The organism is Pontibacter mucosus (assembly GCF_003054055.1).
GTDB lineage: Bacteria > Bacteroidota > Bacteroidia > Cytophagales > Hymenobacteraceae > Pontibacter > Pontibacter mucosus.
Map to the genome: position 1 here is coordinate 342,278 of NZ_QBKI01000004.1, position 22,057 is coordinate 364,334.

Annotated in this window: 19 protein-coding genes; 11 read left to right on the plus strand and 8 right to left on the minus strand. The window is 53.1% G+C overall.

The genetic code is table 11. The features are described from left to right. Window positions 1-382 precede the first annotated feature (382 nt). Entirely contained in the window at window positions 383-2,122 is a 1,740-nt protein-coding gene (rho, locus tag C8N40_RS10165; protein WP_108211661.1) for a transcription termination factor Rho, read from the minus strand. A 287-nt stretch (window positions 2,123-2,409) separates the two neighbouring features. Between rho and serS the strand changes: the two genes are divergently transcribed. After that, entirely contained in the window at window positions 2,410-3,684 is a 1,275-nt protein-coding gene (gene serS / locus C8N40_RS10170; protein WP_108211662.1) for a serine--tRNA ligase, read from the plus strand. Window positions 3,685-3,789: 105 nt separating this feature from the next. Here serS and C8N40_RS10175 read toward each other — a convergent pair whose 3' ends face one another. The 4 genes from C8N40_RS10175 to polX form a co-directional block, all read right to left on the minus strand. Then, entirely contained in the window at window positions 3,790-4,143 is a 354-nt protein-coding gene (locus C8N40_RS10175; protein WP_245905065.1) for a hypothetical protein, read from the minus strand. A 60-nt stretch (window positions 4,144-4,203) separates the two neighbouring features. Further along, window positions 4,204-4,767, minus strand: coding sequence for a hypothetical protein (locus tag C8N40_RS10180; RefSeq protein ID WP_108211664.1), 564 nt, complete (start codon window positions 4,765-4,767; stop codon window positions 4,204-4,206). 49 nt (window positions 4,768-4,816) lie between these two features. Further along, complete coding sequence (locus C8N40_RS10185; RefSeq protein WP_108211665.1) at window positions 4,817-5,800, minus strand: glycosyltransferase family 9 protein; 984 nt, start codon at window positions 5,798-5,800, stop codon at window positions 4,817-4,819. A 186-nt stretch (window positions 5,801-5,986) separates the two neighbouring features. Continuing rightward, on the minus strand, window positions 5,987-7,690 hold the full coding sequence (polX, locus tag C8N40_RS10190; RefSeq protein WP_108211773.1) for a DNA polymerase/3'-5' exonuclease PolX: 1,704 nt from the start codon (window positions 7,688-7,690) through the stop codon (window positions 5,987-5,989). Between the two features lie 186 nt (window positions 7,691-7,876). Here polX and C8N40_RS10195 point away from each other — a divergent pair, with 186 nt between their 5' ends. From C8N40_RS10195 to C8N40_RS10220, 6 genes are all read left to right on the plus strand, one after another. After that, window positions 7,877-8,269 carry a hypothetical protein gene (locus tag C8N40_RS10195; RefSeq protein ID WP_108211666.1) on the plus strand — a complete coding sequence of 131 codons (393 nt, stop codon included), beginning with the start codon at window positions 7,877-7,879 and terminating at the stop codon, window positions 8,267-8,269. Between the two features lie 121 nt (window positions 8,270-8,390). Continuing rightward, window positions 8,391-8,792 carry a hypothetical protein gene (locus tag C8N40_RS10200; protein WP_108211667.1) on the plus strand — a complete coding sequence of 134 codons (402 nt, stop codon included), beginning with the start codon at window positions 8,391-8,393 and terminating at the stop codon, window positions 8,790-8,792. A gap of 62 nt (window positions 8,793-8,854) precedes the next feature. Beyond that, window positions 8,855-9,265: an EVE domain-containing protein gene (locus C8N40_RS10205; RefSeq protein WP_108211668.1), complete on the plus strand. Its 411-nt coding sequence runs from the start codon at window positions 8,855-8,857 to the stop codon at window positions 9,263-9,265. Window positions 9,266-9,375: 110 nt separating this feature from the next. Then, window positions 9,376-10,866: a hypothetical protein gene (locus tag C8N40_RS10210; RefSeq protein ID WP_108211669.1), complete on the plus strand. Its 1,491-nt coding sequence runs from the start codon at window positions 9,376-9,378 to the stop codon at window positions 10,864-10,866. Window positions 10,867-11,060: 194 nt separating this feature from the next. Further along, window positions 11,061-11,609 (plus strand): bifunctional pyr operon transcriptional regulator/uracil phosphoribosyltransferase PyrR, encoded by a 549-nt coding sequence (gene pyrR, locus C8N40_RS10215; protein WP_108211670.1) that lies wholly within the window; start codon window positions 11,061-11,063, stop codon window positions 11,607-11,609. A gap of 12 nt (window positions 11,610-11,621) precedes the next feature. Next, the gene (locus tag C8N40_RS10220) at window positions 11,622-12,545 is read left to right on the plus strand and encodes an aspartate carbamoyltransferase catalytic subunit (RefSeq protein ID WP_092101769.1); all 924 of its coding nucleotides are present in this window, start codon (window positions 11,622-11,624) and stop codon (window positions 12,543-12,545) included. Between the two features lie 779 nt (window positions 12,546-13,324). Here C8N40_RS10220 and C8N40_RS23285 read toward each other — a convergent pair. The 3 genes from C8N40_RS23285 to C8N40_RS10240 form a co-directional block, all read right to left on the minus strand. Beyond that, window positions 13,325-14,806, minus strand: a complete 1,482-nt coding sequence (locus C8N40_RS23285) for an OmpA family protein (protein ID WP_170114075.1) — start codon at window positions 14,804-14,806, stop codon at window positions 13,325-13,327. A 378-nt stretch (window positions 14,807-15,184) separates the two neighbouring features. Continuing rightward, entirely contained in the window at window positions 15,185-16,477 is a 1,293-nt protein-coding gene (locus C8N40_RS10235; protein WP_108211673.1) for an aminopeptidase P N-terminal domain-containing protein, read from the minus strand. 243 nt (window positions 16,478-16,720) lie between these two features. Continuing rightward, window positions 16,721-17,725: a glycosyltransferase family 9 protein gene (locus tag C8N40_RS10240; RefSeq protein ID WP_108211674.1), complete on the minus strand. Its 1,005-nt coding sequence runs from the start codon at window positions 17,723-17,725 to the stop codon at window positions 16,721-16,723. A 165-nt stretch (window positions 17,726-17,890) separates the two neighbouring features. Here C8N40_RS10240 and C8N40_RS10245 point away from each other — a divergent pair, with 165 nt between their 5' ends. From C8N40_RS10245 to C8N40_RS10260, 4 genes are all read left to right on the plus strand, one after another. Beyond that, complete coding sequence (locus C8N40_RS10245) at window positions 17,891-18,673, plus strand: hypothetical protein (RefSeq protein ID WP_108211675.1); 783 nt, start codon at window positions 17,891-17,893, stop codon at window positions 18,671-18,673. 109 nt (window positions 18,674-18,782) lie between these two features. Continuing rightward, window positions 18,783-19,220, plus strand: a complete 438-nt coding sequence (locus C8N40_RS10250; protein WP_108211676.1) for a hypothetical protein — start codon at window positions 18,783-18,785, stop codon at window positions 19,218-19,220. A 771-nt stretch (window positions 19,221-19,991) separates the two neighbouring features. Further along, on the plus strand, window positions 19,992-21,224 hold the full coding sequence (locus tag C8N40_RS10255; protein ID WP_108211677.1) for a M16 family metallopeptidase: 1,233 nt from the start codon (window positions 19,992-19,994) through the stop codon (window positions 21,222-21,224). Between the two features lie 92 nt (window positions 21,225-21,316). Further along, window positions 21,317-21,961: an O-methyltransferase gene (locus tag C8N40_RS10260; RefSeq protein ID WP_108211678.1), complete on the plus strand. Its 645-nt coding sequence runs from the start codon at window positions 21,317-21,319 to the stop codon at window positions 21,959-21,961. Window positions 21,962-22,057: the final 96 nt, after the last annotated feature.

The window sequence follows — 22,057 nt, forward strand, 5'->3', positions numbered from 1 at the left end:
GATGACCAGAAGCTAGCAAGGATAACTTGTCTCCAGTTGCGGGAAGCAGGGGCTCAGGGAGGTAGAAGCTGGCAAGTATGGAAGTATAATCTACACGGACTTGGAAGTCCGCAGCAGCTTTAGTTCCGGACAAGGATGTCCGGAACAGCAGAAATACAGCCTGTATAAAAGTATAGCCAGAGTATAAGTATGGCTCTGCGAGCCAGTTGGGTTGCAAACCCAAGATCATAGTAGGCATGAGTTGCAAACTCGCGCTAGCGAAGCTGGCTTGTTTACGGTTGAAGGAAGCGGCGGCTGGAAAGTATAAACAGCACAAAACAAAGCAGCCTGCCAGACGCAAAGTCTGGCAGGCTGCAAGTATAAGTTAAGCTAACCTCTCTCCTTACCCGTTCATCGAAATCAGGAACTCCTCGTTGCTCCTGGTGCCCTTCATTCTTTCTTTCAGGAATTCCATCGCTTCTATCGAGTTCATGTCGGACATGAACTTGCGCAGGATCCAGATACGGTTCAGCTCGTCGCGGTCCATCAGCAGGTCCTCGCGGCGTGTGCCGGAAGCCGGAACGTCGATGGCTGGGTAAACCCTGCGGTTGGCCAGCTTGCGGTCCAGCTGGAGTTCCATGTTACCAGTACCCTTGAATTCTTCGAAGATCACCTCGTCCATTTTAGAGCCTGTGTCAATCAGGGCAGTGGCGATAATGGTGAGCGAGCCGCCGTTCTCTACGTTACGGGCAGCACCGAAGAAGCGCTTGGGTTTGTGCAAAGCGTTGGCGTCCACACCGCCCGATAGGATTTTACCGGACGATGGCACCACTGTGTTATAAGCGCGCGCCAGACGTGTGATGGAATCCAGCAGGATCACCACATCGTGACCGCATTCTACCATGCGCTTGGCTTTATCCAGTACAATACTGGAAACCTTCACATGGCGCTCGGCCTGCTCGTCGAAGGTAGAGGCAATCACCTCTGCTTTTACGCTGCGGGCCATGTCTGTTACCTCTTCCGGGCGCTCGTCGATGAGCAGGATCATCAGGTATACTTCCGGGTGGTTCTCAGAAATAGCATTTGCTATCTCCTTCAGCAGCACCGTCTTACCTGTCTTTGGCTGTGCCACAATCATACCGCGCTGTCCCTTGCCGATAGGGGCAAACAGGTCCAGGATTCGGGTAGAAAGTTGGCTAGGCTTGGTGGTCAGTTTCAGGCGCTCCTCCGGGAAGAGCGGCGTCAGGTGCTGGAACGGAATACGGTCGCGGATCTCCTCAGTGGTACGGCCGTTCACAGTTTCCACCTTCAACAGTGCAAAATATTTCTCCCCTTCTTTCGGCGGGCGGATTTGCCCTTTTACGGTATCACCCGTCTTCAGTCCGAAAAGTTTGATTTGTGAAGGAGAAACATAGATATCGTCCGGGGAGGCGAGGTAGTTATAGTGCGTCGAGCGCAGGAAGCCATAGCCATCCTGCATCAGTTCCAGCACTCCCTCGTTCAGGATAATACCATCGAACTCCTTGAAGTTGTTAGCGTTAGCCGCATTCTGCTGCTGTTGCTGCTGGTTGCTACGGCGCGTGTTATCGTTGCGATCACCGCCACGGTTCTCAGGTTGATTATCTCTGTTTTCGTTTCCGCGGTTGTCGTTGCGGTTATCTCTTTCCCTCCTGTTGTCAGCCGGGCGAGTTTCGGTACTGCGGGCCTCAGGGCGGGCTTCGGCGGTGCGGGTTTCAGAGCGGTTATCCTCTCTGTTGTCGCGGCGCACACGCTCGCGGTGGTTTTGCGCACCGTGGTCTTTTACGGGTGCCTCGGCAGGCACGGCCACAGGAGCCCTTTCCTCACTTCGTGGGGCTACCTGAATGCGCTGACGCCTTTCCGCTCTGGCAGGAGCCTCTGGCGCCTGTTCCTCCTCCACCGCAATTGCAACTTCAGGGGTTTCTGTACTACCAGCAGATTCTTTTCGGGTTGCAGTATTGGACTTTCTGGAGGAGCTTTCGAGAGGGGTAACGGCTTGTTGATCGAGGATTTTGTAGATAAGGTCTTGCTTGCTGAGTTTCTTAAAGTTTTTAACGCCCAGTTGCTCAGCAATTTCCTTGAGTTCTGAAAGAAGTCTATCTTTCAATTCTTCAATTTTGTACATAAATAATGGTATGGTAGTTAACTTAACTTGCCAGGTTTCGCAGTGCGCGAACAAAGCGAGAGATTTTCGTTTATTTCAGGAAAAAAGAATAGGTTGCGAAAGAGTCAGAAAGGCACGGGAATCAGAGCCTTCTTCAAATGCACCGCAATGTTATTGCAATGCTCGTTAATTAACAAATATTACCGTTTGTTTTAGATAAAAAGTTTCAATTTTTGTTTAAAAGATTTCGTAAAAGCCGCTAAATAGTTTAAAAGCGCTATTTTTGCGGTTATACATTATACTTTATTATGCTACAGCTAACAGTTTTAAGAGAGCAGACCGAGCAGGTGATTGCCGGGCTGAACAAGAAAAACTACAAAAACGCTGCCGGGGAGGTAGCCGCTCTGCTGGAGCTCGATCAGCAGCGACGCCAGGTCCAGAACGAGCACGATACACTTCAGAGCCGCGCCAATTCCCTCTCGAAAGAGATTGGCATGCTGATGAAGAACGGAGAGCGCGAGAAGGCCGAGGCCGCCAAAGCCGAAACCTCCGAACTGAAGCAGCAAACCAAAGCCTTAGCTGAGCAACTCTCATCCCTGGAGGACCAGATTCAGAACGCCCTGTACAAACTGCCTAACCTGCCGCACGAGAGCGTGCCTTTCGGCAAAAGCGCCGAGGACAACGAGGTAGTGCTGGAGCATGGCCAGATTCCAGCTTTGCACGAAGGCGCGCTGCCGCACTGGGAGCTGATCCAGAAATACGACATCATTGATTTTGAGCTGGGCAACAAAGTATCCGGAGCCGGTTTTCCGTTCTACAAGAAGCAGGGAGCACGTTTACAGCGCGCGCTTATCAACTTCTTCCTCGACGAGGCCATTAAGGCCGGATACATGGAGGTGCAGCCACCGATTGTGGTAAATGAGGCGTCTGGCTATGGTACGGGCCAGTTACCCGACAAGGACGGACAGATGTATCATGCCACGGCAGATAACCTGTACCTGATCCCAACAGCAGAGGTTCCCATCACAAACATGTACCGTGATGAAATTGTTCCGGTGGATCAGCTGCCTATCAAGAATACGGGCCATACGCCTTGTTTCCGTCGCGAGGCGGGTTCCTGGGGCGCTGATGTGCGCGGCCTGAACCGCCTGCACCAGTTTGATAAGGTGGAGATTGTGCAGGTAACGCTGCCGGAGAAATCCTACGAGGCGCTGGAGGAGATGAGCAGCTACATACAGGGGCTGTTGCAGAAACTGGAGCTGCCTTACCGTGTGCTGCGCCTGTGCGGCGGCGACATGGGCTTTACCTCTGCCCTTACCTACGACATGGAAGTATACTCTACTGCCCAGGGCCGCTGGCTGGAGGTAAGCTCCTGCAGTAACTTTGAGACCTACCAGGCCAACCGCCTGAAGCTGCGCTACAAAACCGAATCGGGTAAAACGCAGCTGCTGCATACGTTGAACGGTAGCGCCCTGGCCCTGCCACGCATTGTAGCGGCTTTACTGGAGAACAACCAAACCCCGGACGGCATTAACATGCCAAAGGTGCTGCACTCCTACTTAGGGTTCGAGAAGATCTCTTAAAGATTTGTAAATTCGGAGATGTAACGATGCTCCACGAATAAAGTAAACGCCGCTGAAGTATAACTTCAGCGGCGTTTGTTTTTGAACAATTTCACTCCGACTCTTTTACTCTTCCCCGCCAAACTGCTCCAGATAAGCCTGGTACTGGTTCTTGAGCTTATACTTCTTGATCAGGATTTTGGGCTCGTCCATACCTTCAGGGGTTAGTTCCTGGCTTCCAAGCAGCTGCTGCAGGGCCTCCGCTTCGTTTTCAGTTCCGTCTATACGTTGGTAGGCCTCCAGAAAGGCTGGCGTCAGTTGCAGCTTGTTCTTTTTTATCGCCACATACCCCACCGACATCAGCTTCTCCAGCCCCTGCTCCACTTCCTTTCGCGTCAGCACGGTTCCGTCCTGTGCATCGGCCATAAGCAGAATCTCAGCCAGCGGCGCGCTGCCATCTTCGTCAGATGCTAAAAGCATAGCGCGTAATAGCTGCACATCTGATTCCTCCCATGTTAAATTATATTTAGGCATAGTTTGTTATTCAATATTTATCCAGCCATAGCCGGTGTCTTTTTTGTAAATGATGCCTCCGCCACATGCTTCGGCTACATGTATAAAAATACCGTCCGATTTTAACAGTACAGCATTCTGCAGATCTTCGCCTAGTATGTCTCCTGTTTCCTCATCTATCAGTGTCGGTGCTACTGCCTGACCAGAGTCTACCTTCTCAAAAATCTCTATCCAATCCATGTTACGCATGTCTTCAAACAAAGTACCTGCGCCAAACACGCTGCAGGAGTTGTGTTCGTCCTGGTGCAAAATGATTAGCCCTTTCTCGTCGGTAGCAGCGTTTACTACTAAAAAGGCTGCGTCCTCCTGCCCATCTCCATCAAAATCTCCTGTGAGGACATTAGGTTGCACCCATGCACCAAGGCTATACTTCTGGTTCAGACCCTGCGATAGAAAAGCCTCCTCTGCCCAGCCGGGCAATACATCAAAGATTTGTTCTATGGGTACAATAGCCGCAGCCTCAGTAGTGTTTCCTGTTTCTACGACATCAGGCTCAGTTATACTTTGTCGTGCCTCGCTACAGCCCTGCAAAGTTATAAGAGTAATCAGGCAAGTATAAACTCTTCTCACAGGCTATTTTTTATACTTCCAGATCATCAAACGAAATATCCCGCATGCACTTAAAGTGGCCTTTGGGGCACTTCTTGTAGCCGATTTTGGAGCAGGGGCGGCAGCTGAGGCCCTGTACTTCCAGCACTTTATACTTTGTGCGGAAGGGATACATGCCAAACTCCGGAATGGTGTTGCCCCACACGCTGATGATGTCTTTCCCAAAAGCCGCCGCAATGTGCATCAGGCCTGTGTCGTGGCTTACCACCTGCGTGGCTTGCCGTACCAAAGAGGCCGAGCCGTTGAGGCTATACTTGCCGCAGGCGTTGTAGATCGTTGTTCGTTGCTCGTTATTCGTTAATCGGCTAGAGAAATGAGCGGCGATTTCTTCGCCGGTGGCGGCGTCTTCCTTGCCGCCTAAAAGTATAACCGGCTGCTGCAGGCGCTCACACAGCTCGATGATGCGCTCGGTGGGCAGGCGCTTGGTATAGTGCTGCGCGCCAATGGCAAAGGCCACGTAGCCCTGCTGAAAGCCTTCCGGTAAAGTATGAACGTCTACCTCATCCTGGGCAGGTATAAAATAGTCCAGCCCACCTCCGTCGTCTTTCACGCCTAACGCAGCAGCGGCATCTAGGTAGCGTTGCACAATGTGCACGTCGGGCAGGCGGTTGAGCTTGAAGTTCACCATCAGCCACTTCTCATAGTTGAGCTTGTTGAAGCTGCGGCTCGGCTTGCCCAACCTTGTCTTGATGATGCGCGTGCGCAGGTTGTTGTGCAGGTCCACCACGTAATCGAAGTTCTCCGCCTTCAGATCCTGCACCAGGTCGCTCAGCTTCTCCCCCAGCACATGCACCTTGTCCACGTAAGGGTTGTTGGCAAGTATACTTTGGAAGGCTTTTTTGGTGCAATAATGTACCTCCGCCCCCGGCACCTGCTGCTTGATGCAACGGATAACGGGCGTGGTGAGCACAATGTCGCCGATGGAGGAAAAACGAAGTATGAGGATCTTTGGCATTTTATACTTTGAATCATGGCGCGAGCGTCCTCGCTCGTGACTGGCTATAGCTTGGGCCTCTGGCCTGGTCTGTATTTACCCACCCCTAACCCCTCCAGGGAGGGGAATTATACTTACAGGAAAGTCCCCCTTGGAAGGGGGCAGGGGGATGATTACACTTATGAGAAACACTATCTAAGAAACTACCTACTTTATCTTCTCCTTCCGCTCCCTGAAGTACCTTTCCACTTCCTCCAGCGGCTTGGCGTTAAAGGTCATCTCTTTCGTGAGGCCACCTTTGCGGCCAACCAGCACGCCATACTTCATGTCGTCGTAGCCACTGGTGTGGTGGGCGTCGGGGTTTATACTTAGCATCACGCCCTTCTCCAGTGCATACTGCACATAGCGCCAATCCAGGTCCAGTCGCCAGGGGTTGGAGTTTATCTCGATGATGACGTTGTTGGCGGCGCAGGCGTCGATCACCATTTTGTGGTTGATCGGGTAGCCCTCGCGGCGCAGCAGCAGGCGGCCGGTAGGGTGGCCCAACATGGTGGTGTAGGGGTTTTCTATGGCCGTGATCAGGCGCGCGGTGGCTTTCTGCTCGTCCATGTTCAGCGTGCTGTGGATGCTGGCCACAATGAAGTCGAAGGTCCTGAGGATGTCCTCGTCGTAGTCCAGCGAGCCGTCACCCAGAATATCCGACTCTATGCCTTTGAAGATTCTGAACGGGGCCAGTTTCTTGTTCAACTCGTCAATCTCCTTTTGCTGGCGCAGCACATCACCCTCGCGCAGGCCACCGGCATAGGCAGCCGTTTTGCTGTGGTCGGATATGCCCAGGTACTCATAGCCCATGTCGCGGCAGTAGGTAGCCATCTGCTCCAGCGTATGGGCGCCGTCAGAATAGGTGCTGTGGTTGTGCAGGATGCCTTTCAGGTCGGAAAGCTCGAGCAGCTGGGGCAGTTTGTTTTGCAGCGCCAGCTCCAGCTCGTTCGTGCCCTCGCGCAGCTCAGGCGCAATGTAGGCCATGCCCGCCGATTTGTAAATGTCTGCTTCCGAAGTATAGGCTTGCCCACGCACTACCGTCAGCAGGTTGGTGCTGGCCGTAAACAGCTGCGCCAGGTGCTCCACGCTTGCAGAGGTTAGCAGCAGCTCGTTGGCAAAGCGCTCTGCGGGCACCAGCTTCACCTCCACCGGCATGCCGGTTTCAGTTAGCCAGCCGCGCCAGGCAAACGGACCGGAGGCTTTTTCATCCTCCTGCAGCTCCGCCATGCGTTGCAGCGCCTCATGTGCCTGCACCGGGGCATCAGTGGCAAGTACAAACTGCAGCTGGGTGATGATCTCCATACGGCGGCGCATCTCCCCCACCAGCTCTACCTGCGCCTCGGGCACAGCGGCTTTTATACTTTGCAGGAGCTGCTCGGCTACCAGTTCCGCCTCAGCATAAAGCAGCTTGCCGCGGTTCTGTTGGGTAAAGAGCAGCGCCTGTTTGATGTTTTCCTGTGTTTTGGCGCCAAAGCCTTTCAGTTTGCTTACTTTATCCAGTTCGCAGGCCTCCAGCAGCTCTTCCACCGTCTCGGCACCAAGTTCTTTCCAGAGGTTGCGCACCTTTTTCGGGCCGATACCTTTGATGCGCAGCATCTCCACCACGCCCGGCGGCGTTACCTGCAGCATCTGGTCCAGCTCGGCGAAAGTACCCTTTTCGTTTATCTCTACAATCTTGGCGGCAATGCCCTTGCCCACCCCCTGTATGCCCTCCAGCTGCGCCTGCGTCAGGGTTTCCAGCGGTTCCTCTACCAGCTCCAGGGCCGCCACAGCATTGGCGTAGGAGCGCACCTTGAACGGATTTTCGTCGTGGAGCTCCATGAGCTCGGCAGCCAGCTTAAACTGTTTTATGATCTTCTTGTTTTCCAAAGCCTGCGTCTTGTCGGTATGCTGCAAAGATAGCGAAAACCACCCGAACCATTGCTCCTCTCTTAGGCTCTCTGTAGCAGCTTCTTGTACTTAATTAAGATGCGGGGCAGGGAGAATAGTTGCCCTTCTATACTTCGATATACGGGCTAATTCGCTATCTTAGCATGTAACCAGACACGCATCTTTATGAGAAATACTTTTGTGTTTTGCCTGTTGTGCCTGCTTTTTATGGCTGTTACCTGCAAGCCAGACGACAAAGTAGTGGCGCAGCTAGCCGGTAAAGTATGGCTGCATTCCTTCGAGGAAGACGAGGAGGGCTTGTGGGTATATCGCCCCAACACCTATGACTTTCCGCCTTCCAGAGGGCGAACCGGATTTAGCGCAGAGGCTGGCGGCGTATTTAAGCGCTACGAAATTGCCCCTGCCGACGGCCTGCAGGAGGAAACCGGCGAGTGGACGCACCTGAAAAAGAACCTGGTGGAGGTCCGCATGACAGAAGGCAGCAACCCTCCGATAGCGTACCGCATCGAGATTGTGTCGATCAGCGACAGCCTGCTGAAAGTGAAGCGGTTGGAATAAATTTCTTAAACACTCCCTATACATTAGAAGTATAGTATACACGCAAGCGGGCACAGCCTGAGCGCTAATACAAGTTTATACTTTAAACTATGGATTACACCTCAAGATAAAAGAAAGCCTGATGCTCAGTTACGAAAAACTATCCAGATCAACCCGAACCAGAACCGCCTTGCTGCTGCTTTTGCTGTTCATGGTGCTTGCCGTAGTTGACCTGTTCATCAGCTTTTTCGGAGGTTTGGTGCTGGGCGTGCTGCTGGTGCAGTTCGAGTGGGAGGCCCACCGCTTCCTGAAACGCACGGCAGGAAGCATCCCCAGGTTGTACCGCATGTTCACGGGCATCAGCAAGAGGTACCTTTCCCTGAGCCGCTACCACAAACTATTACTGAAAGCCGCGCTGCTGGCACTTGTTTTTATACTCATGCTATCGGGCGTGCTGCATACGTTTTGGGGCGGGTTGCTGAGCGGCATACTGCTGGTTCTTCTCCTGCATGATGTTCTTCGCTACCAGCAGCAAGGTAAATAAACCCCACTAACCTTTTAACTTTCTAACTTCACAACTTTATAACTTACTTCACCCTTACCGTAATGCAACACTGGTTAGTTAAATCAGAACCTGAAACTTACTCCTGGGCCGACCTGGTAAAAGACGGCCGTACCATGTGGGACGGCGTGCGCAACTACCAGGCACGCAACAACATGCAGCAGATGCAACCCGGCGACCTGGTGCTCTTCTACCACAGCGTATCCGAGAAAGCTATTGTGGGCATCGCCAAGGTAGACAAGGCCGCCTACCCCGACCCTACCGCTAAAGACGACAAAGGCAACTGGGTGGTGGTAGACCTGGTGCCCTTCCGTGATTTTAAGGATCCCGTAACACTGGAGCAGATAAAGAAAGATGAGCGCCTGCAGGACATTGCCCTGCTGCGCCAGTCGCGCCTTTCGGTGATGCCGCTAAAGGCCGAGGAATTTGACGTACTGCTGGCGCTTGGCAATTAAGGCGCAATAAGTCAGGGAATATAACAACGAATAGCAGCTTTTTGTAGTAAACATAAAAGCTGCTATTTTTATACTATTCCTCCAGAGTTTAGGACTTACACCCTGACACTATGCGATATGCCCGTTACCTTATCGCCCTGCTTCTCCAGGCTATACTAGCGCCGCTGCTACTAGCCCAGCAACAACCCACACAACCGGTGCGGCTGGAGCTTCCCTTTAAACCGGCCGACGTGGACGTAGACCTTATCGCACTGCCCGACAGCAGCCTGCTGCTGTACCATAAAGCCGCAAATCTCTGGAAAACAGAGGCCACCTTCCACTTCACCAAGTATAACAGCCAGCTGGAGGAAGTATGGACAGACACCGCCAGCCTTGCCGCCAACTTCGACTACATGCGCTGCTACACAGTCTACCCCTACACATACCTGGTGTTCGGTGCTGACAACCTGCGCGATTATACTTTCTTGCGCCTCAACTATAAGACAGGAGACATCTGGCACAGGAAATTCACCATTGAGCAGCTGGACGACATTTATGAGTTCGCCGTGCTGCAGGGCAACTTCTTTTTGATAGGCAACGATGTTAAAGAGGATAAGCCCCTTCTGCTTCACTTAAACCCCAAATCCGGTGAGGCCACGCCGCTGCCCTCCCTCATTGGCCAGGAGTCAACCTTCTCAGACCTGCTGGCCGACCACGAGCAGAACCGGGTGGATGTGGTCATCTCTGAATCGAACGGGCGGGTATCGCGGCTGCAGGTAAAGAGCTTTGATGCCAACGGCAAGCTGCTGAATAATTATTTTATACTTCAGCGGGAGGATAAAAGCCTGCTGAACGCCGAGCTTAGCCCCGGCGACACCACCCGAAAAATGCTGGTAGGCACCTACGGCGCCCGCGATCTGCGCTTCTCGCAGGGCTTTTTCGTGAGGCCCATGGCTTCTAACCTGGAGGAGGGAAAGTTTTATAACCTGCTGCAGCTCCGCAACTTCTTCAAGTACATGAGCCCGCGCCGGGAGGAGCGCACCCGCCGCCGGGAGCAGGCCCGCATCCAGGCAGGCCGAAACCTTGGCCTCAACCACCGCCTCCTCCTCCACGACCTTATCTTAACGCCCACCGGCTACATTCTGGCTGCGGAGGCCTACGTGCCGCAATACGGGGACGGAGCAAACCGCACGATTCGTTTTTCGCCGGCTTTTATCCCGCAGCGCACCGAGTATGGCTACAAGCGCAGCCACGCCATCGCCATGGGTTTCGACCACGACGGGACACTGCTCTGGGACAACGCCATGCCCTTGAACGGCATCACGACCACCTACCTCACGCACCTGCTCGAGGCGCAGCTTCTGGCCGACGGACGCCTGGTGATGGCCTATCCCGATAACAGCAAAATCGTGTACCAGCTGATGGATGAGGATACTTTTGTTGACGAGAAGACGGAGCTGGAGCTGCTGCCCTACGACGAGAGCGAGAAAATCCAGACCACTGAGTACCCTGGCCTCATTTCCTGGTACGGCAACAGTATGGCCGCCTTTGGCTTCCAGCGCATCAAGGCAAAGGGAGGAGACATCCGCCAGGTGTTTTATATCAATAAGATAACTTTTTAGCAATTGCTTGTCAGGCGCAGGGTTATCAGCAAATAATGGACGCCTAGGATTGTAAAACCAGGAACAAATAAGGCGAGCACAGAGCCAGCCTCCTAACTTTTTACCCCTTCAACTTTCTAACTTTTTAACTCTTTAACTTTCTAACTTTCTAACTCCCCCAATCCTTTCTATATTTGCATGTAATTATCACAGCCATGCAGAAAAGACTCATCGTAAGCCACCAATTGCTCGAGATCATGGTGATGCGCCTTTGCCACCAGCTAATCGAGAACCATGGCGACTTTTCCGATTCTGTGATCCTGGGCCTGCAGCCGCGCGGCAAGTTTGTGGCGCAGCGCATCCAAAGCACCCTGGCCAGCATCCTTGGCAAACAGGTACCCACCGGCCTTCTGGACACCACCTTCCACCGCGACGACTTCCGCCGCCGCGACACCCCGCTTACGGCCAATGCCACCGAGATAGATTTTGTGGTAGAGGACAAAAAAGTGATTCTGGTGGATGACGTGCTGTACACCGGCCGCTCGGTGCGCGCTGCCCTCGATGCCATGATTGCCTACGGCCGCCCCGCTAACGTGGAGCTGCTGGTGCTGGTAGACCGCCTTTACACGCGCCACCTGCCCATACAGCCTACTTATGTGGGCCGCAAGGTAAACTCGCTGTTGAGCCAGCGGGTACTGGTGGAGTGGAAAGGGCAGCAGGCTGAGGAAGATGCCATCTGGCTAATTACCAAAACCGACGAATAAATTTTCCCATACATGCAAGAGCTCAGCGTCCGGCACCTGTTAGGTATCAAAGAAATCACTCCTCAAGACATTCAGCTCATTTTTGAGACCGCTGATAACTTTAAAGACGTACTGAACAGGCCGATCAAGAAAGTGCCTTCGCTGCGCGATATCACCATCGCCAACGTATTTTTCGAGAACTCCACGCGCACGCGCCTCTCCTTCGAGCTGGCCGAAAAGCGCCTCTCCGCCGATGTGATCAACTTCAGCAGCAGCGGCAGTTCGGTAAAGAAAGGCGAGACCCTGCTGGATACTGTTAACAACATCCTGGCCATGAAGGTGGACATGATTGTGATGCGCCACTCCAGCCCCGGCGCGCCGCACTTCCTGAGCAAGCACATCCCGGCAAACATCGTAAACGCCGGCGACGGCACCCACGAGCACCCCACCCAGGCGCTGCTCGACTCCTTCTCTATCCGGGAGCGGTTGGGAGAAGTGGCGGGTAAAAAAGTAGTTATCATCGGGGATATCCTGCACTCGCGGGTGGCGCTTTCTAACATCTTTGCTTTACAGAAGCAAGGTGCCGAGGTGATGGTATGCGGCCCTATGACGCTGCTGCCCAAGTACATTCAGCAACTGGGCGTGAAGGTGGAAACCAACGTGCGTAAGGCGCTGGAGTGGTGCGATGTGGCCAACGTGCTGCGTATACAGCTGGAGCGCCAGCAGATGAAGTATTTCCCGTCGTTGCGCGAGTATACGCTGTACTATGGCATTGATAAGAAGCTGCTCGACAGCCTGAACAAGGAGATTGTGCTGATGCACCCGGGCCCGATAAACCGTGGCGTGGAACTCAGCTCCGATGCCGCCGACTCGCATCACTCCATCATCCTGAACCAGGTGGAAAACGGCGTGGCCATCCGTATGGCAGTGTTATTCCTGCTCGCTCAGAAAGGGTAACAAAGTATAAACCATAGTATAACTCATAAAGTATAAAGCCCGCTCTTTGAAGTTAGAGCGGGCTTTATACTTTCATTTCCCTTCGCTCGCCTATGCTAAGTGTGAGCCATACTTAAATCTACTGAGTTATACTTCGGCTATACTTTATACACTTGCGATTTATACTTTCATAGCCACCATTTCCTTCCACTTGAAGCAAGCTATCTTTCCAAACTCCCGTTCATCCTCCAGCCCCACTTGCCTATAGTTGCATTTATACTTTGGCTCCCTCCCAGGCCGGGAGGCCTCGTTTTCCCGCTCGGCGCTGGGAGCTTTTCCTGCCCTCGTGCCTCGGGCTGCCTGCGGCACCGGAAAAACTCGCATAGGCGCCTCCCAGAAAAACTGGGAATCAGTTTCCAATAGCCACAGCCCTTGCTATGCAACAAGTACTGACTGTCCCCTCGAGGGGACTTTAGGGGTGTAATCGCCTGCTGGGTTTATACATTGTAGGGACAGGTCGCGACCTGTCCGTGCGAGAACAGAGCCTATGAAACTTATACTTTAGCTATGGCAATTACAGACTCCCCACCTTAGACAAGGAGGGGCTAGGGGTGGTTGGACCCGGTACTGCAATAATCCCTCTCCTATTCCCAAAAAAGCTCCCCTTCAAAAGCATGGCGAAACTCAACCTAAAACCACGTACGCCTCAGAAAGGGAGAACTATACTTACACTTCAACCCAAAAACAAAACGGCCGCAGGCAATCGCCTGCGGCCGTTTTGTTTTTCTAATTCGGATGCGTTAATCCAAATCCAGTTGCATATCCGGCGTGTTCATCTCAAAGCCTACCCTTCTGTTCTGAGCACGCTCTTTCTCAGTTCTACGCTTAGACAGACGCTCGTTCACTTTTACAAGTGGCTGCGTTTCGCCATAGCCTTTCGTTACCAGTCGGTCCGGGTTCTGTACGCCCTGCTGAACAAGGTACTCTTTCACCGCCTCAGCTCTGCGCTCAGACAGCGCCTGGTTGTACTCTTCAGAACCGATGTGGTCGGCGTGGCCTTTAATCAGCAGCACGTGCTCTGGGTATTTCTGCAGCGCTACCGTGATGCTGTCGAGCAGTTGCTTGTAGCTATCCTGCACACGGGCTCTGTCGAACTCGAAGCGTACTTTCTCTTCGATTAGCTTCTTAGTAGCCGCGTCGATTTCAGGGCAACCGTTCTCTGTGCCTGGGCCAGGTGTGTTCGGGCAAGCATCCTCGTTATCTGGCACACCGTCACCGTCAGAGTCTACAGGGCAGCCATCCGGGCCAACCTCAACACCGGCAGGCGTATCTGGGCACTTATCCTGTGCGTCGGCTACACCGTCGTTGTCAGAGTCAGGGCAACCGTTGGTTGCGGCAGTACCGGCCTCATCAGGGCACTGGTCGTCTTTGTCAGCAATACCGTCACCGTCGCGGTCAGGGCAACCATTCAGGTTAGCTACGCCAGCCTCGTTAGGGCACTCATCTTGATAGTCAGGCACACCGTCGCCATCAGTATCGATTGGGCAACCGTCCTTGTCTACCTGCACACCGGTTGGGGTGTCAGGGCACTTGTCGCGTCTGTCCGGCACACCGTCGCCGTCAGTATCTTTCGCTTTGCCCAGGTTAAAGCCCAGGCCCACGTTGTGCATCAGGAAACGGTCGTTGTCGCCTACGTCGTAGCCGTCAATCTTATCCTGGCCGATGATCATGTAGTTGGTCTCCACAAAGGCGCTAACCGCATCGGAGAAGCGGAAACGGATACCCGCGCCGCCTCTACCAGCCAGGGTAAAGAACTTGTCGTCGTTGTGCACGGCAGGGCCTGCGGGAGGCGCTGTGGCATCGGTTTTAGCCCAGGCACCGCCACCCGCAATCTGCAGGTATGGGCCGATAAAGGCATCCTCTTTCAGGATAGTGCCATACATTTTCAGGCGGAGGCCCAGCATCACGGTACCCATCTGCGCGTCAAACTTACCACCTTCATACAGGCCTTTACCAGAATCCTCGGTGCTACCGTAGGTCAGGTGCAAGCCTGCGTCGAAAGAAGGGCTGATGAAACGGTTCAGCGATATGCCTCCGCCCCACTCCAGGTCGCCAAATTTATCATCGCCTGTGATGTCGCCTTTATACTGCAAGGCGCTTCCGTATATCTGCAGGTTTGTTCGTTGGTCGCTGCTCTGCGCTATTGCGTCGGTTCCTGCTGCCACGAGCAGGGCCATAAGCGCGAAAGCAATTTTCTTAATTCTTGATAAATGTGTTTGCATGATTCTACAAAGTATATGTTGATATGAAGATACGTGCATGTTTGGAAACGAGTTTTTTTTGTGCCAAAAAATTTGCACTCGTTCCCTGGGTCGGGTGCGGCCTGCTAACATGCTTATTCAAGAGGAGGAGATGTTCGCCCATAGGCACTCAAACAATTAGGTTGAACATAAACCACTGTCTGCCACTAGTTAAATTGCACCTGTTTCGCGTTAAGCGGCTCACACAGTTTTTGCTTTATACTTCAAACTGAAACGACAGAGCAAGGTTGTATTCTTCAATTTTTTTTGACTTAAGGCCCCTAATTCTTGTGTAAGCACAATAAAAAAAGCCGTCAGCAGACATTAACAGCCCTTATACTGCTAAAGCGGTATAAATTGTTACCTGCCCTGCATCAGGCGTTCAATATCATCGGCCTCAATGGGGATGTGCGCCATCAGGTCTTTCGGTCCGTTGTGGGTTACCAGGATGTCGTTCTCCAGCCTGACGCCGATGCCCTCTTCCCAAATGTAGATGCCCGGCTCGCAGGTAAACACCATGCCTTCCTCAAAGGGGCGGTACTTGTTGCCCACATCGTGCACATCCAGGCCCAGGTGGTGCGAGGTGCCGTGCATGAAGTATTTTTTATACAGCGGCTTCTCCGGATCCTGGTTACGCACGTCGCTCTCATTGAGCAGGCCCAGCTTTATCAGCTCGTTCTCCATCACCGTGCCCACAAATTGATGGTACTGGGCCAGCGTATTGCCGGGCACCAGCATGCGGGTGGCTGTTTTCATCACCGTCAGCACAGCCTCGTATACTTCGCGCTGGCGCGGTGTAAACTTGCCGTTCACGGGCACGGTGCGCGTCAGGTCGGCGGCGTAGTTGGCGTACTCCGCCCCGAAGTCCATCAGCACCAGATCGCCGTCCTTGCACGCACGGTTGTTGTCGGTATAGTGCAGGATGCAGGCATTGATGCCGGAGGCAATGATTGACTCGTAAGCCGGCCCCTTGGAGCGGTTACGCAAAAACTCGTGGTAAATCTCCGCCTCAATCTCATACTCCATCACCCCCGGCTTGATAAAGCCCAGCAACCTGCGGAAAGCTTTGTCGGTGATGTCGCAGGCCTGCTGAATCAGTTCTATCTCACGTTCTGACTTAATGGCCCGGAGCTGGTGCATGATGGGAGCGCTGCGCTCGTACTTGTGCAGTGGGTACTGCTCCTTTATTTTCTTGATGAAGCGGGCATCGCGGGTCTCTACCTCCACCACGGCACGCAGATGCTCGTTGGTGTTCAGGTACAGGTGCTCGGCCTCAAAAATCAGCGAGTGCAGCACCTGCTCAAATTGGTGCGTCCAGTAAATGGTTTGGATGCCCGATACCTCGCGGGCCTGCTCTTTGGTGAGCTTGTAGCCCTCCCAGGTCAGGATGTGGTCGTTGGTCTCGCGGATAAAGAGGATTTCCTGCAGGCGCTCTTCCCGGCAGTCGGGAAAGAGTAATAGTATACTTTCTTCCTGGTCTACGCCGGAGAGGTAAAACAAATCGCTGTTCTGCCGGAAAGGCATCGTGCCATCAGCATTGGTGGGCATGATATCGTTGGCGTGGAAGATAGCGATGGATGAGGGCTTGAGCTGCTTACAAAAGCTGTGACGGTTGTGCGTAAAAAGCTCCTGCCCTATCGGAAGGTATTTCATGTAGTTTTATTGTGTAGGGTTTAGCGCGTACTTTATACTACGAATATAGTATAAAACCGCCGGATGGGCAAAATTAGTATGCGGAGGGGTGTATTTTGAGTGAGTGAATTAGTGAATGAGTGAATAGGTTCTGCCTTCTTACACTGTGAACCTGCTGTTATACATCGCTACAGATTACGTATGGCTGCAGTAGTTTAAGACGCAAGATATTGCGTCTCTACAACTCCCAAACTCTCTAACTTTCTAACTCCTAAACTCTCTAACTTTCAGAACTTCCAGCAGCTGCTCATTCTTAATTTCGCGGGCGCACTTAAAGTGGCCTTGCGGGCAGGCTTTGTGGCCGTGCAGACCGCAGGGGCGGCAGTAGAGTGGCTCCTCGCGCTCTACCACCTGGGCAAAATCGGCCAGCGGGCCGAAGCCGAAGCGCGGCACCGTGGAGCAGTAGATGGCGCAGGTGGGAGCATTAAGCGCTGAGGCCAGATGCATGGGACCGGAGTCGTTCACATAGTTGAGCACGGCATCGCGCATCAGGGCGGCCGATTGCAGCAGGTTCAGCTGTCCGCAGAGGTTCTCCACGCGCTGGTTTATACTTTGGCTGATGATCTCGTCGCAGTGCTGCTTGTCGGCCGGAGAGCCGAGCAGGTATACTTTATACTTTGGGTCGAGGCTGTTGATTAGCGTCACCCACTGCTCCTGCGGGTATTGCTTGGTAAACCACACGGAGGTGGGCGCCATGCAGATAAACGGCTCCTGCTTCCATTGCTCTACTTTGGCAAAGTCGGTTTGGCTAGGGTATAGCTTTGGCCTGGCGGGTTTGGCGTTGGTTATACTTTGGATGAGCATGTTGTTGCGCTCCACCTCGTGGGTGCCCGAGCGCACATCGTGCACGTAGCGGCGGGTGAACAGGCGCGAGAACGGATTCTTCTCGAAACCCACCGTCTCCTTCGCCCCGGAAAAAGCCGTCAGAAAGCCCGTGGCTCCGAAGCGCTGCACGTTTACCACCAAATCATACTTTTCGGCGCGTATCTGCGAGAGCAGCCGCAGCAGGCTTTTATACTTGCCCTCCTGCTTGTTCCAGATCAGCACCTGGCGCAGCAGCGGGTGGTCCTTCAGCAGTCCCTCGTTGCCTTTGCGAAGCAGGAAATCGAGCTGTGCCTCCGGGTAATAAGTATGCAGCTTCTCCACCAGCGCCGTCGCCAACACCACATCGCCCAGGAAAGCCGTTTGTATGATCAGTATTTTCTTCATGCTGCCGACAAAACTACACCAAAGCGGCTTTAGTTAAAAATGCAATATAAACCTGCAGCTTTTAACTTAATAATCTGAATATTTCACTAAATCTATCGTTACCTGCTTGTGAATGCGGCGGCCATTACTTAAGTTGGCAAACTTAGCCTGCAAGAATAGAACTTTATGCGTACACCTTTTCTCTCTTCCCCCTCTTTTAAAAGTATAAAATACCTGGTTTTGCTGGCTCTGCCCCTACTGCTAGCTGGCTGCGGCACCTCGGCCTACATGCCCAATGTGCCCAACGTGCCGATGTTTACCCAGAAAGGCGAGCTGAGCGCCGGAGGCCACGTTACCCCGAAAGGCAACATCACCTTTAACACTGCCTATGCCGTGTCGGACCACTTTGCCGTGCTGTTGAACGGCTCCATGCTGAGCAGCGAGCGCCGCAAACGCGACATGCGCCACAACCTGCTGGAGGCGGCCGGCGGCTATTTCACCACCTTCGGGCCGGAGAACAACCGCATTCTGGAGATTTACGGCGGCTTTGGCGGCGGCAGCTCCGAGCGCACCGAGAAAGAGGAGGACAAGGAAACCGGCGAAATGACTTACGAGCGCCACGACGCCAACTTCAGCAAATACTTTGTGCAGGTAAACTTCACCTCCAAGCGCAAACGTTCGCTGCGGCTGCTGAACCGGGAATTTCCGCTGAACTACGGCACCGCCCTGCGCGCCAGCTACCTCAACATGCACGACTATACTTTAAACAATGTGCCTGGCGAGACAGAGGACAATATTTTCCTGGAGCCGATTTTCTACACACGCCTCACCCTGAACCCCGCCGTGCAACTGCAGTACACCACCGGCACCACCATCGGCCTTAAAAACCGCGACGTGCTAACGGCCGCTTATTCCGTATTCTCGGCGGGTTTTGTGATTAACGTGGGGGGATTGCAGAAGGCGAGGTAGCGTTTGAGTGGTGGTTTGAAGTGACCTATAAATAAGGCAGCGAGTGGATGCAACCATAGTTCTACTTAAAGGGTCATAGCAGCGTAAATTATCTCAAAATCAACCACCTATGAAACGTTCCGTATTTGCTATCCTATGCCTGCTCTTTCTGCTGACAGGCTGCGAGAAAGACAACGCTGACTTACTTGAAACGTCCCAAACGGAAAACAGCCTGGTGGGCACCTGGGAATTACGTACTGTCTCGGGCGGCTGGACAGGGACAACCGAATACAAGCCCGGGAATGGCAATATCTACAGGTTTACCAAAGATACCTACGAGCGCATCACCGACGGCACCAAATACTCTGGCAAGTATCTCCTGAAAGATGGTGTTTCTAGTTTGAGCAACAAGCCTATCAAGCGCATCATCTTCTATGATGCCCATACTACCCCAAATGTTGATGATGACTTTGGGTTGCTGCACGTAGAAGTTAAGGACAACATACTTGTAATAGCAATGGATGCTTATGATGCTGGAGCTAGTACATATGCCCGAAAGGTCCGGTAACAAGCGTACTTGTCTTTTTCTTTCCTGACTATACATTATACGTTGGCTACACCGCTGTTTCGGACATCCTTGTCCGGAACCTCCTCTGCTGCGGACTTCCAAGTCCGCGTAAATTATACTTAGTGGTTTATACTTTCCTAGCCACCGCTTCCTTCCATTTGAACCAAGCTATCCTTGCTAGCTACCGTTCATCCTCCATACTTAAATACCTATAGTTGCATCTCTAGCTTTGGTGCCCTCCTAGGCCGGGAGGCCTCGTTTTCCCGCTCGGCGCTGGGAGCTTTTCCTGCCCTCGTGCCTCGGGCTGCCTCGCTTACGCTCGTCACCAGAAAAACTCGCATAGGCGCCTCCCGGAAAAACTGGGAAGCAGTCCGATAGCATCTGCCTTTACTATGGAGCAATTACAGATTGTCCCCTTGAGGGGACCATAGGGGTGTATACACTTTTGCAGGTAAAAAAAACAGCAGCTACAAAGTATAAACCCCAGCCAAAGTAACTGCAAATTCCCCGCCTTGGACAAGGAGGGCTAGGGGTGGTTGGACCCGGTCCTGCAGAAATGCGGACAAGGATGTCCGCAGCAGAAGACGTTCCGGACGAAGAAGTCCGGAACAGCAGAATAGCCCCCTCCCCCGTTCTTAGAACACCAATCGACAAGTATAACTAAGCCCGTCCCCACAACACCTGCCATACTTTCCCCCGCAGCTTTACATTTCTGTTTCTCCGGAAAATCCGGTTCTTTTTCCATACCTTTGCAGGCTAATTCAGAATTGAATGCTTGATTACCAAATATATACTTTACCCAACGGCATAAGGGTAGTACATAAACAGGTGCTGCACACCAAGATAGCCCACAGTGGCTTTGTGATGGACATTGGCAGCCGCGACGAATTGCCCGAGGAGCAGGGCTTGGCCCACTTCTGGGAGCACATGGCCTTTAAGGGAACACAGAAACGCAAGTCGTTTTACATCCTCAACCGCCTGGAGGCGGTGGGCGGCGAGCTTAACGCCTATACCACCAAAGAGAAAATCTGCTTCTACAGCTCGGTGCTCGACAAGCACTTCGAGAAATCGTTTGAGCTGCTCACGGATATTACCTTCAACTCCATTTTCCCGGAAAGAGAGATTGAGAAGGAGCGCGGCGTGATTCTGGAGGAGATGTCGATGTACCTGGACACGCCGGAGGAGGCTGTTGTAGATGAGTTTGACGCGGTGGTGTTTGAAGGCCACGCACTGGGCAACAACATCCTGGGCACCAAAGAGAGCGTGTCTGGTTTTCAGAAGCAGGACTTCCTCAACTTTATCAGCCGCAACCTGAGCACCGATGCACTGGTGTTCTGCTCGGTGAGCAACCTGCCTTTCGGGAAGGTGGTGAAGCTGGCTGAGAAGTACCTGAGCGACATCCCAAGTATAAAAAAGCAGCGTGAGCGCGTACCCTTTACCGGTTATCAGCCTAAAACCGTTACGCTGGAAAAACCTATCTCGCAGGCGCATTGCGTGATTGGGTGCCCCGCCTATGCCCTGGCAGACGACCGTCGCATCCCGTTTTTCATGCTCAACAACCTGCTGGGCGGCCCGGGCATGAACTCGCGCCTGAACCTGGCGGTGCGCGAGAAACACGGCCTCGTGTACACCATCGACTCCAACTATGCTACGTACATCGATACAGGCTTACTGACCATCTACTTTGGCACCGAGAAAAAGCAGCTCAAGCGCACCACGGCCCTCGTGCTGAAGGAGTTGAAAAAGCTGCGCGAAATACCGCTGGGCTCGCTGCAACTGCACACGGCCAAAGAGCAACTGATGGGGCAACTGGCCATGGCCGAGGAAAGCAACATGGGGCTGATGATGATGCTGGGCAAAAGTATACTTGACCAGGACCGCGTGGAGTCGCTGAACGAGATTTTCGACAAGATAAAAAGTATAACCGCCTCCGACCTGGCCGACATCGCCAACGACGTGCTGCGCGAGGAGAACCTGAGCATCCTGAATTACGTGCCTAGTTAATGCTGAATGGTTACTTGTTGGCTTGCAGGAGTTGCAGGTTTATACTTTACATGCACCCCAACAGCGAATAACGAACACCTAATAACAAAACTATGGAATTTATAGATGAGGACCTGCTGCACTACTCTGAGGACCATACTTCGCCGGAGAGTGAGCTGCTGCACAAGATAAACCGCCAGACGCACCTGAGCGTGATGAAGCCGCGCATGCTGTCGGGGCACCTGCAGGGGCGCTTGCTGTCCATGTTTTCCAAAATGATACAGCCGCGCCAGATCCTGGAGATTGGCACCTACACCGGCTACTCGGCGCTGTGCATGGCCGAGGGGCTGCAGCCGGGTGGCACCTTGCACACCATCGACATCAACGAGGAGTTGGAGGAGCGCGTGCGGGGCTATTTTGACGAGTCGGGCTACGGCGAAAGTATAAAGCTATACATTGGCAACGCGCTGGAGATTGTGCCGACCTTGGAGGCGGACTTCGATTTGGTCTTCATCGATGCCGACAAAATCAACTACGGCCGCTACTACGACATGGTGATTGACAAAGTACGGTCCGGCGGCTACATCATTGCCGACAACGTGCTCTGGAGTGGCAAGGTGCTGGAGAAATATCGCAAAAAGCTAGACGAGGACACCCAGGCCGTGATGGACTTCAACCAGCAGGTGCAGCAGGACGAGCGGGTGGAGAACATCCTCTTGCCTGTGCGCGACGGGCTGATGGTGGCCAGAAAAAAGTAAGGTATAACATCTAGTAAAGTATAAAGAGAGGTTCGCAGCCTCTCTTTTTTGTTTCCTTTTTCGCTAACCTGCTATACTTCTGCAGCTTAGCTCCCG

What these genes read in the sequence shown, in the direction of transcription:
- rho (WP_108211661.1), bottom strand. Translation starts at nt 2,122, where the DNA reads ATGTACAAAATTGAAGAATTGAAAGATAGACTTCTTTCAGAACTCAAG.
- serS (WP_108211662.1), top strand. Translation starts at nt 2,410, where the DNA reads ATGCTACAGCTAACAGTTTTAAGAGAGCAGACCGAGCAGGTGATTGCC.
- C8N40_RS10175 (WP_245905065.1), bottom strand. Translation starts at nt 4,143, where the DNA reads ATGCTTTTAGCATCTGACGAAGATGGCAGCGCGCCGCTGGCTGAGATT.
- C8N40_RS10185 (WP_108211665.1), bottom strand. Translation starts at nt 5,800, where the DNA reads ATGCCAAAGATCCTCATACTTCGTTTTTCCTCCATCGGCGACATTGTG.
- C8N40_RS10195 (WP_108211666.1), top strand. Translation starts at nt 7,877, where the DNA reads ATGAGAAATACTTTTGTGTTTTGCCTGTTGTGCCTGCTTTTTATGGCT.
- C8N40_RS10200 (WP_108211667.1), top strand. Translation starts at nt 8,391, where the DNA reads ATGCTCAGTTACGAAAAACTATCCAGATCAACCCGAACCAGAACCGCC.
- C8N40_RS10205 (WP_108211668.1), top strand. Translation starts at nt 8,855, where the DNA reads ATGCAACACTGGTTAGTTAAATCAGAACCTGAAACTTACTCCTGGGCC.
- C8N40_RS10210 (WP_108211669.1), top strand. Translation starts at nt 9,376, where the DNA reads ATGCGATATGCCCGTTACCTTATCGCCCTGCTTCTCCAGGCTATACTA.
- pyrR (WP_108211670.1), top strand. Translation starts at nt 11,061, where the DNA reads ATGCAGAAAAGACTCATCGTAAGCCACCAATTGCTCGAGATCATGGTG.
- C8N40_RS10220 (WP_092101769.1), top strand. Translation starts at nt 11,622, where the DNA reads ATGCAAGAGCTCAGCGTCCGGCACCTGTTAGGTATCAAAGAAATCACT.
- C8N40_RS23285 (WP_170114075.1), bottom strand. Translation starts at nt 14,806, where the DNA reads ATGCAAACACATTTATCAAGAATTAAGAAAATTGCTTTCGCGCTTATG.
- C8N40_RS10235 (WP_108211673.1), bottom strand. Translation starts at nt 16,477, where the DNA reads ATGAAATACCTTCCGATAGGGCAGGAGCTTTTTACGCACAACCGTCAC.
- C8N40_RS10240 (WP_108211674.1), bottom strand. Translation starts at nt 17,725, where the DNA reads ATGAAGAAAATACTGATCATACAAACGGCTTTCCTGGGCGATGTGGTG.
- C8N40_RS10245 (WP_108211675.1), top strand. Translation starts at nt 17,891, where the DNA reads ATGCGTACACCTTTTCTCTCTTCCCCCTCTTTTAAAAGTATAAAATAC.
- C8N40_RS10250 (WP_108211676.1), top strand. Translation starts at nt 18,783, where the DNA reads ATGAAACGTTCCGTATTTGCTATCCTATGCCTGCTCTTTCTGCTGACA.
- C8N40_RS10255 (WP_108211677.1), top strand. Translation starts at nt 19,992, where the DNA reads ATGCTTGATTACCAAATATATACTTTACCCAACGGCATAAGGGTAGTA.
- C8N40_RS10260 (WP_108211678.1), top strand. Translation starts at nt 21,317, where the DNA reads ATGGAATTTATAGATGAGGACCTGCTGCACTACTCTGAGGACCATACT.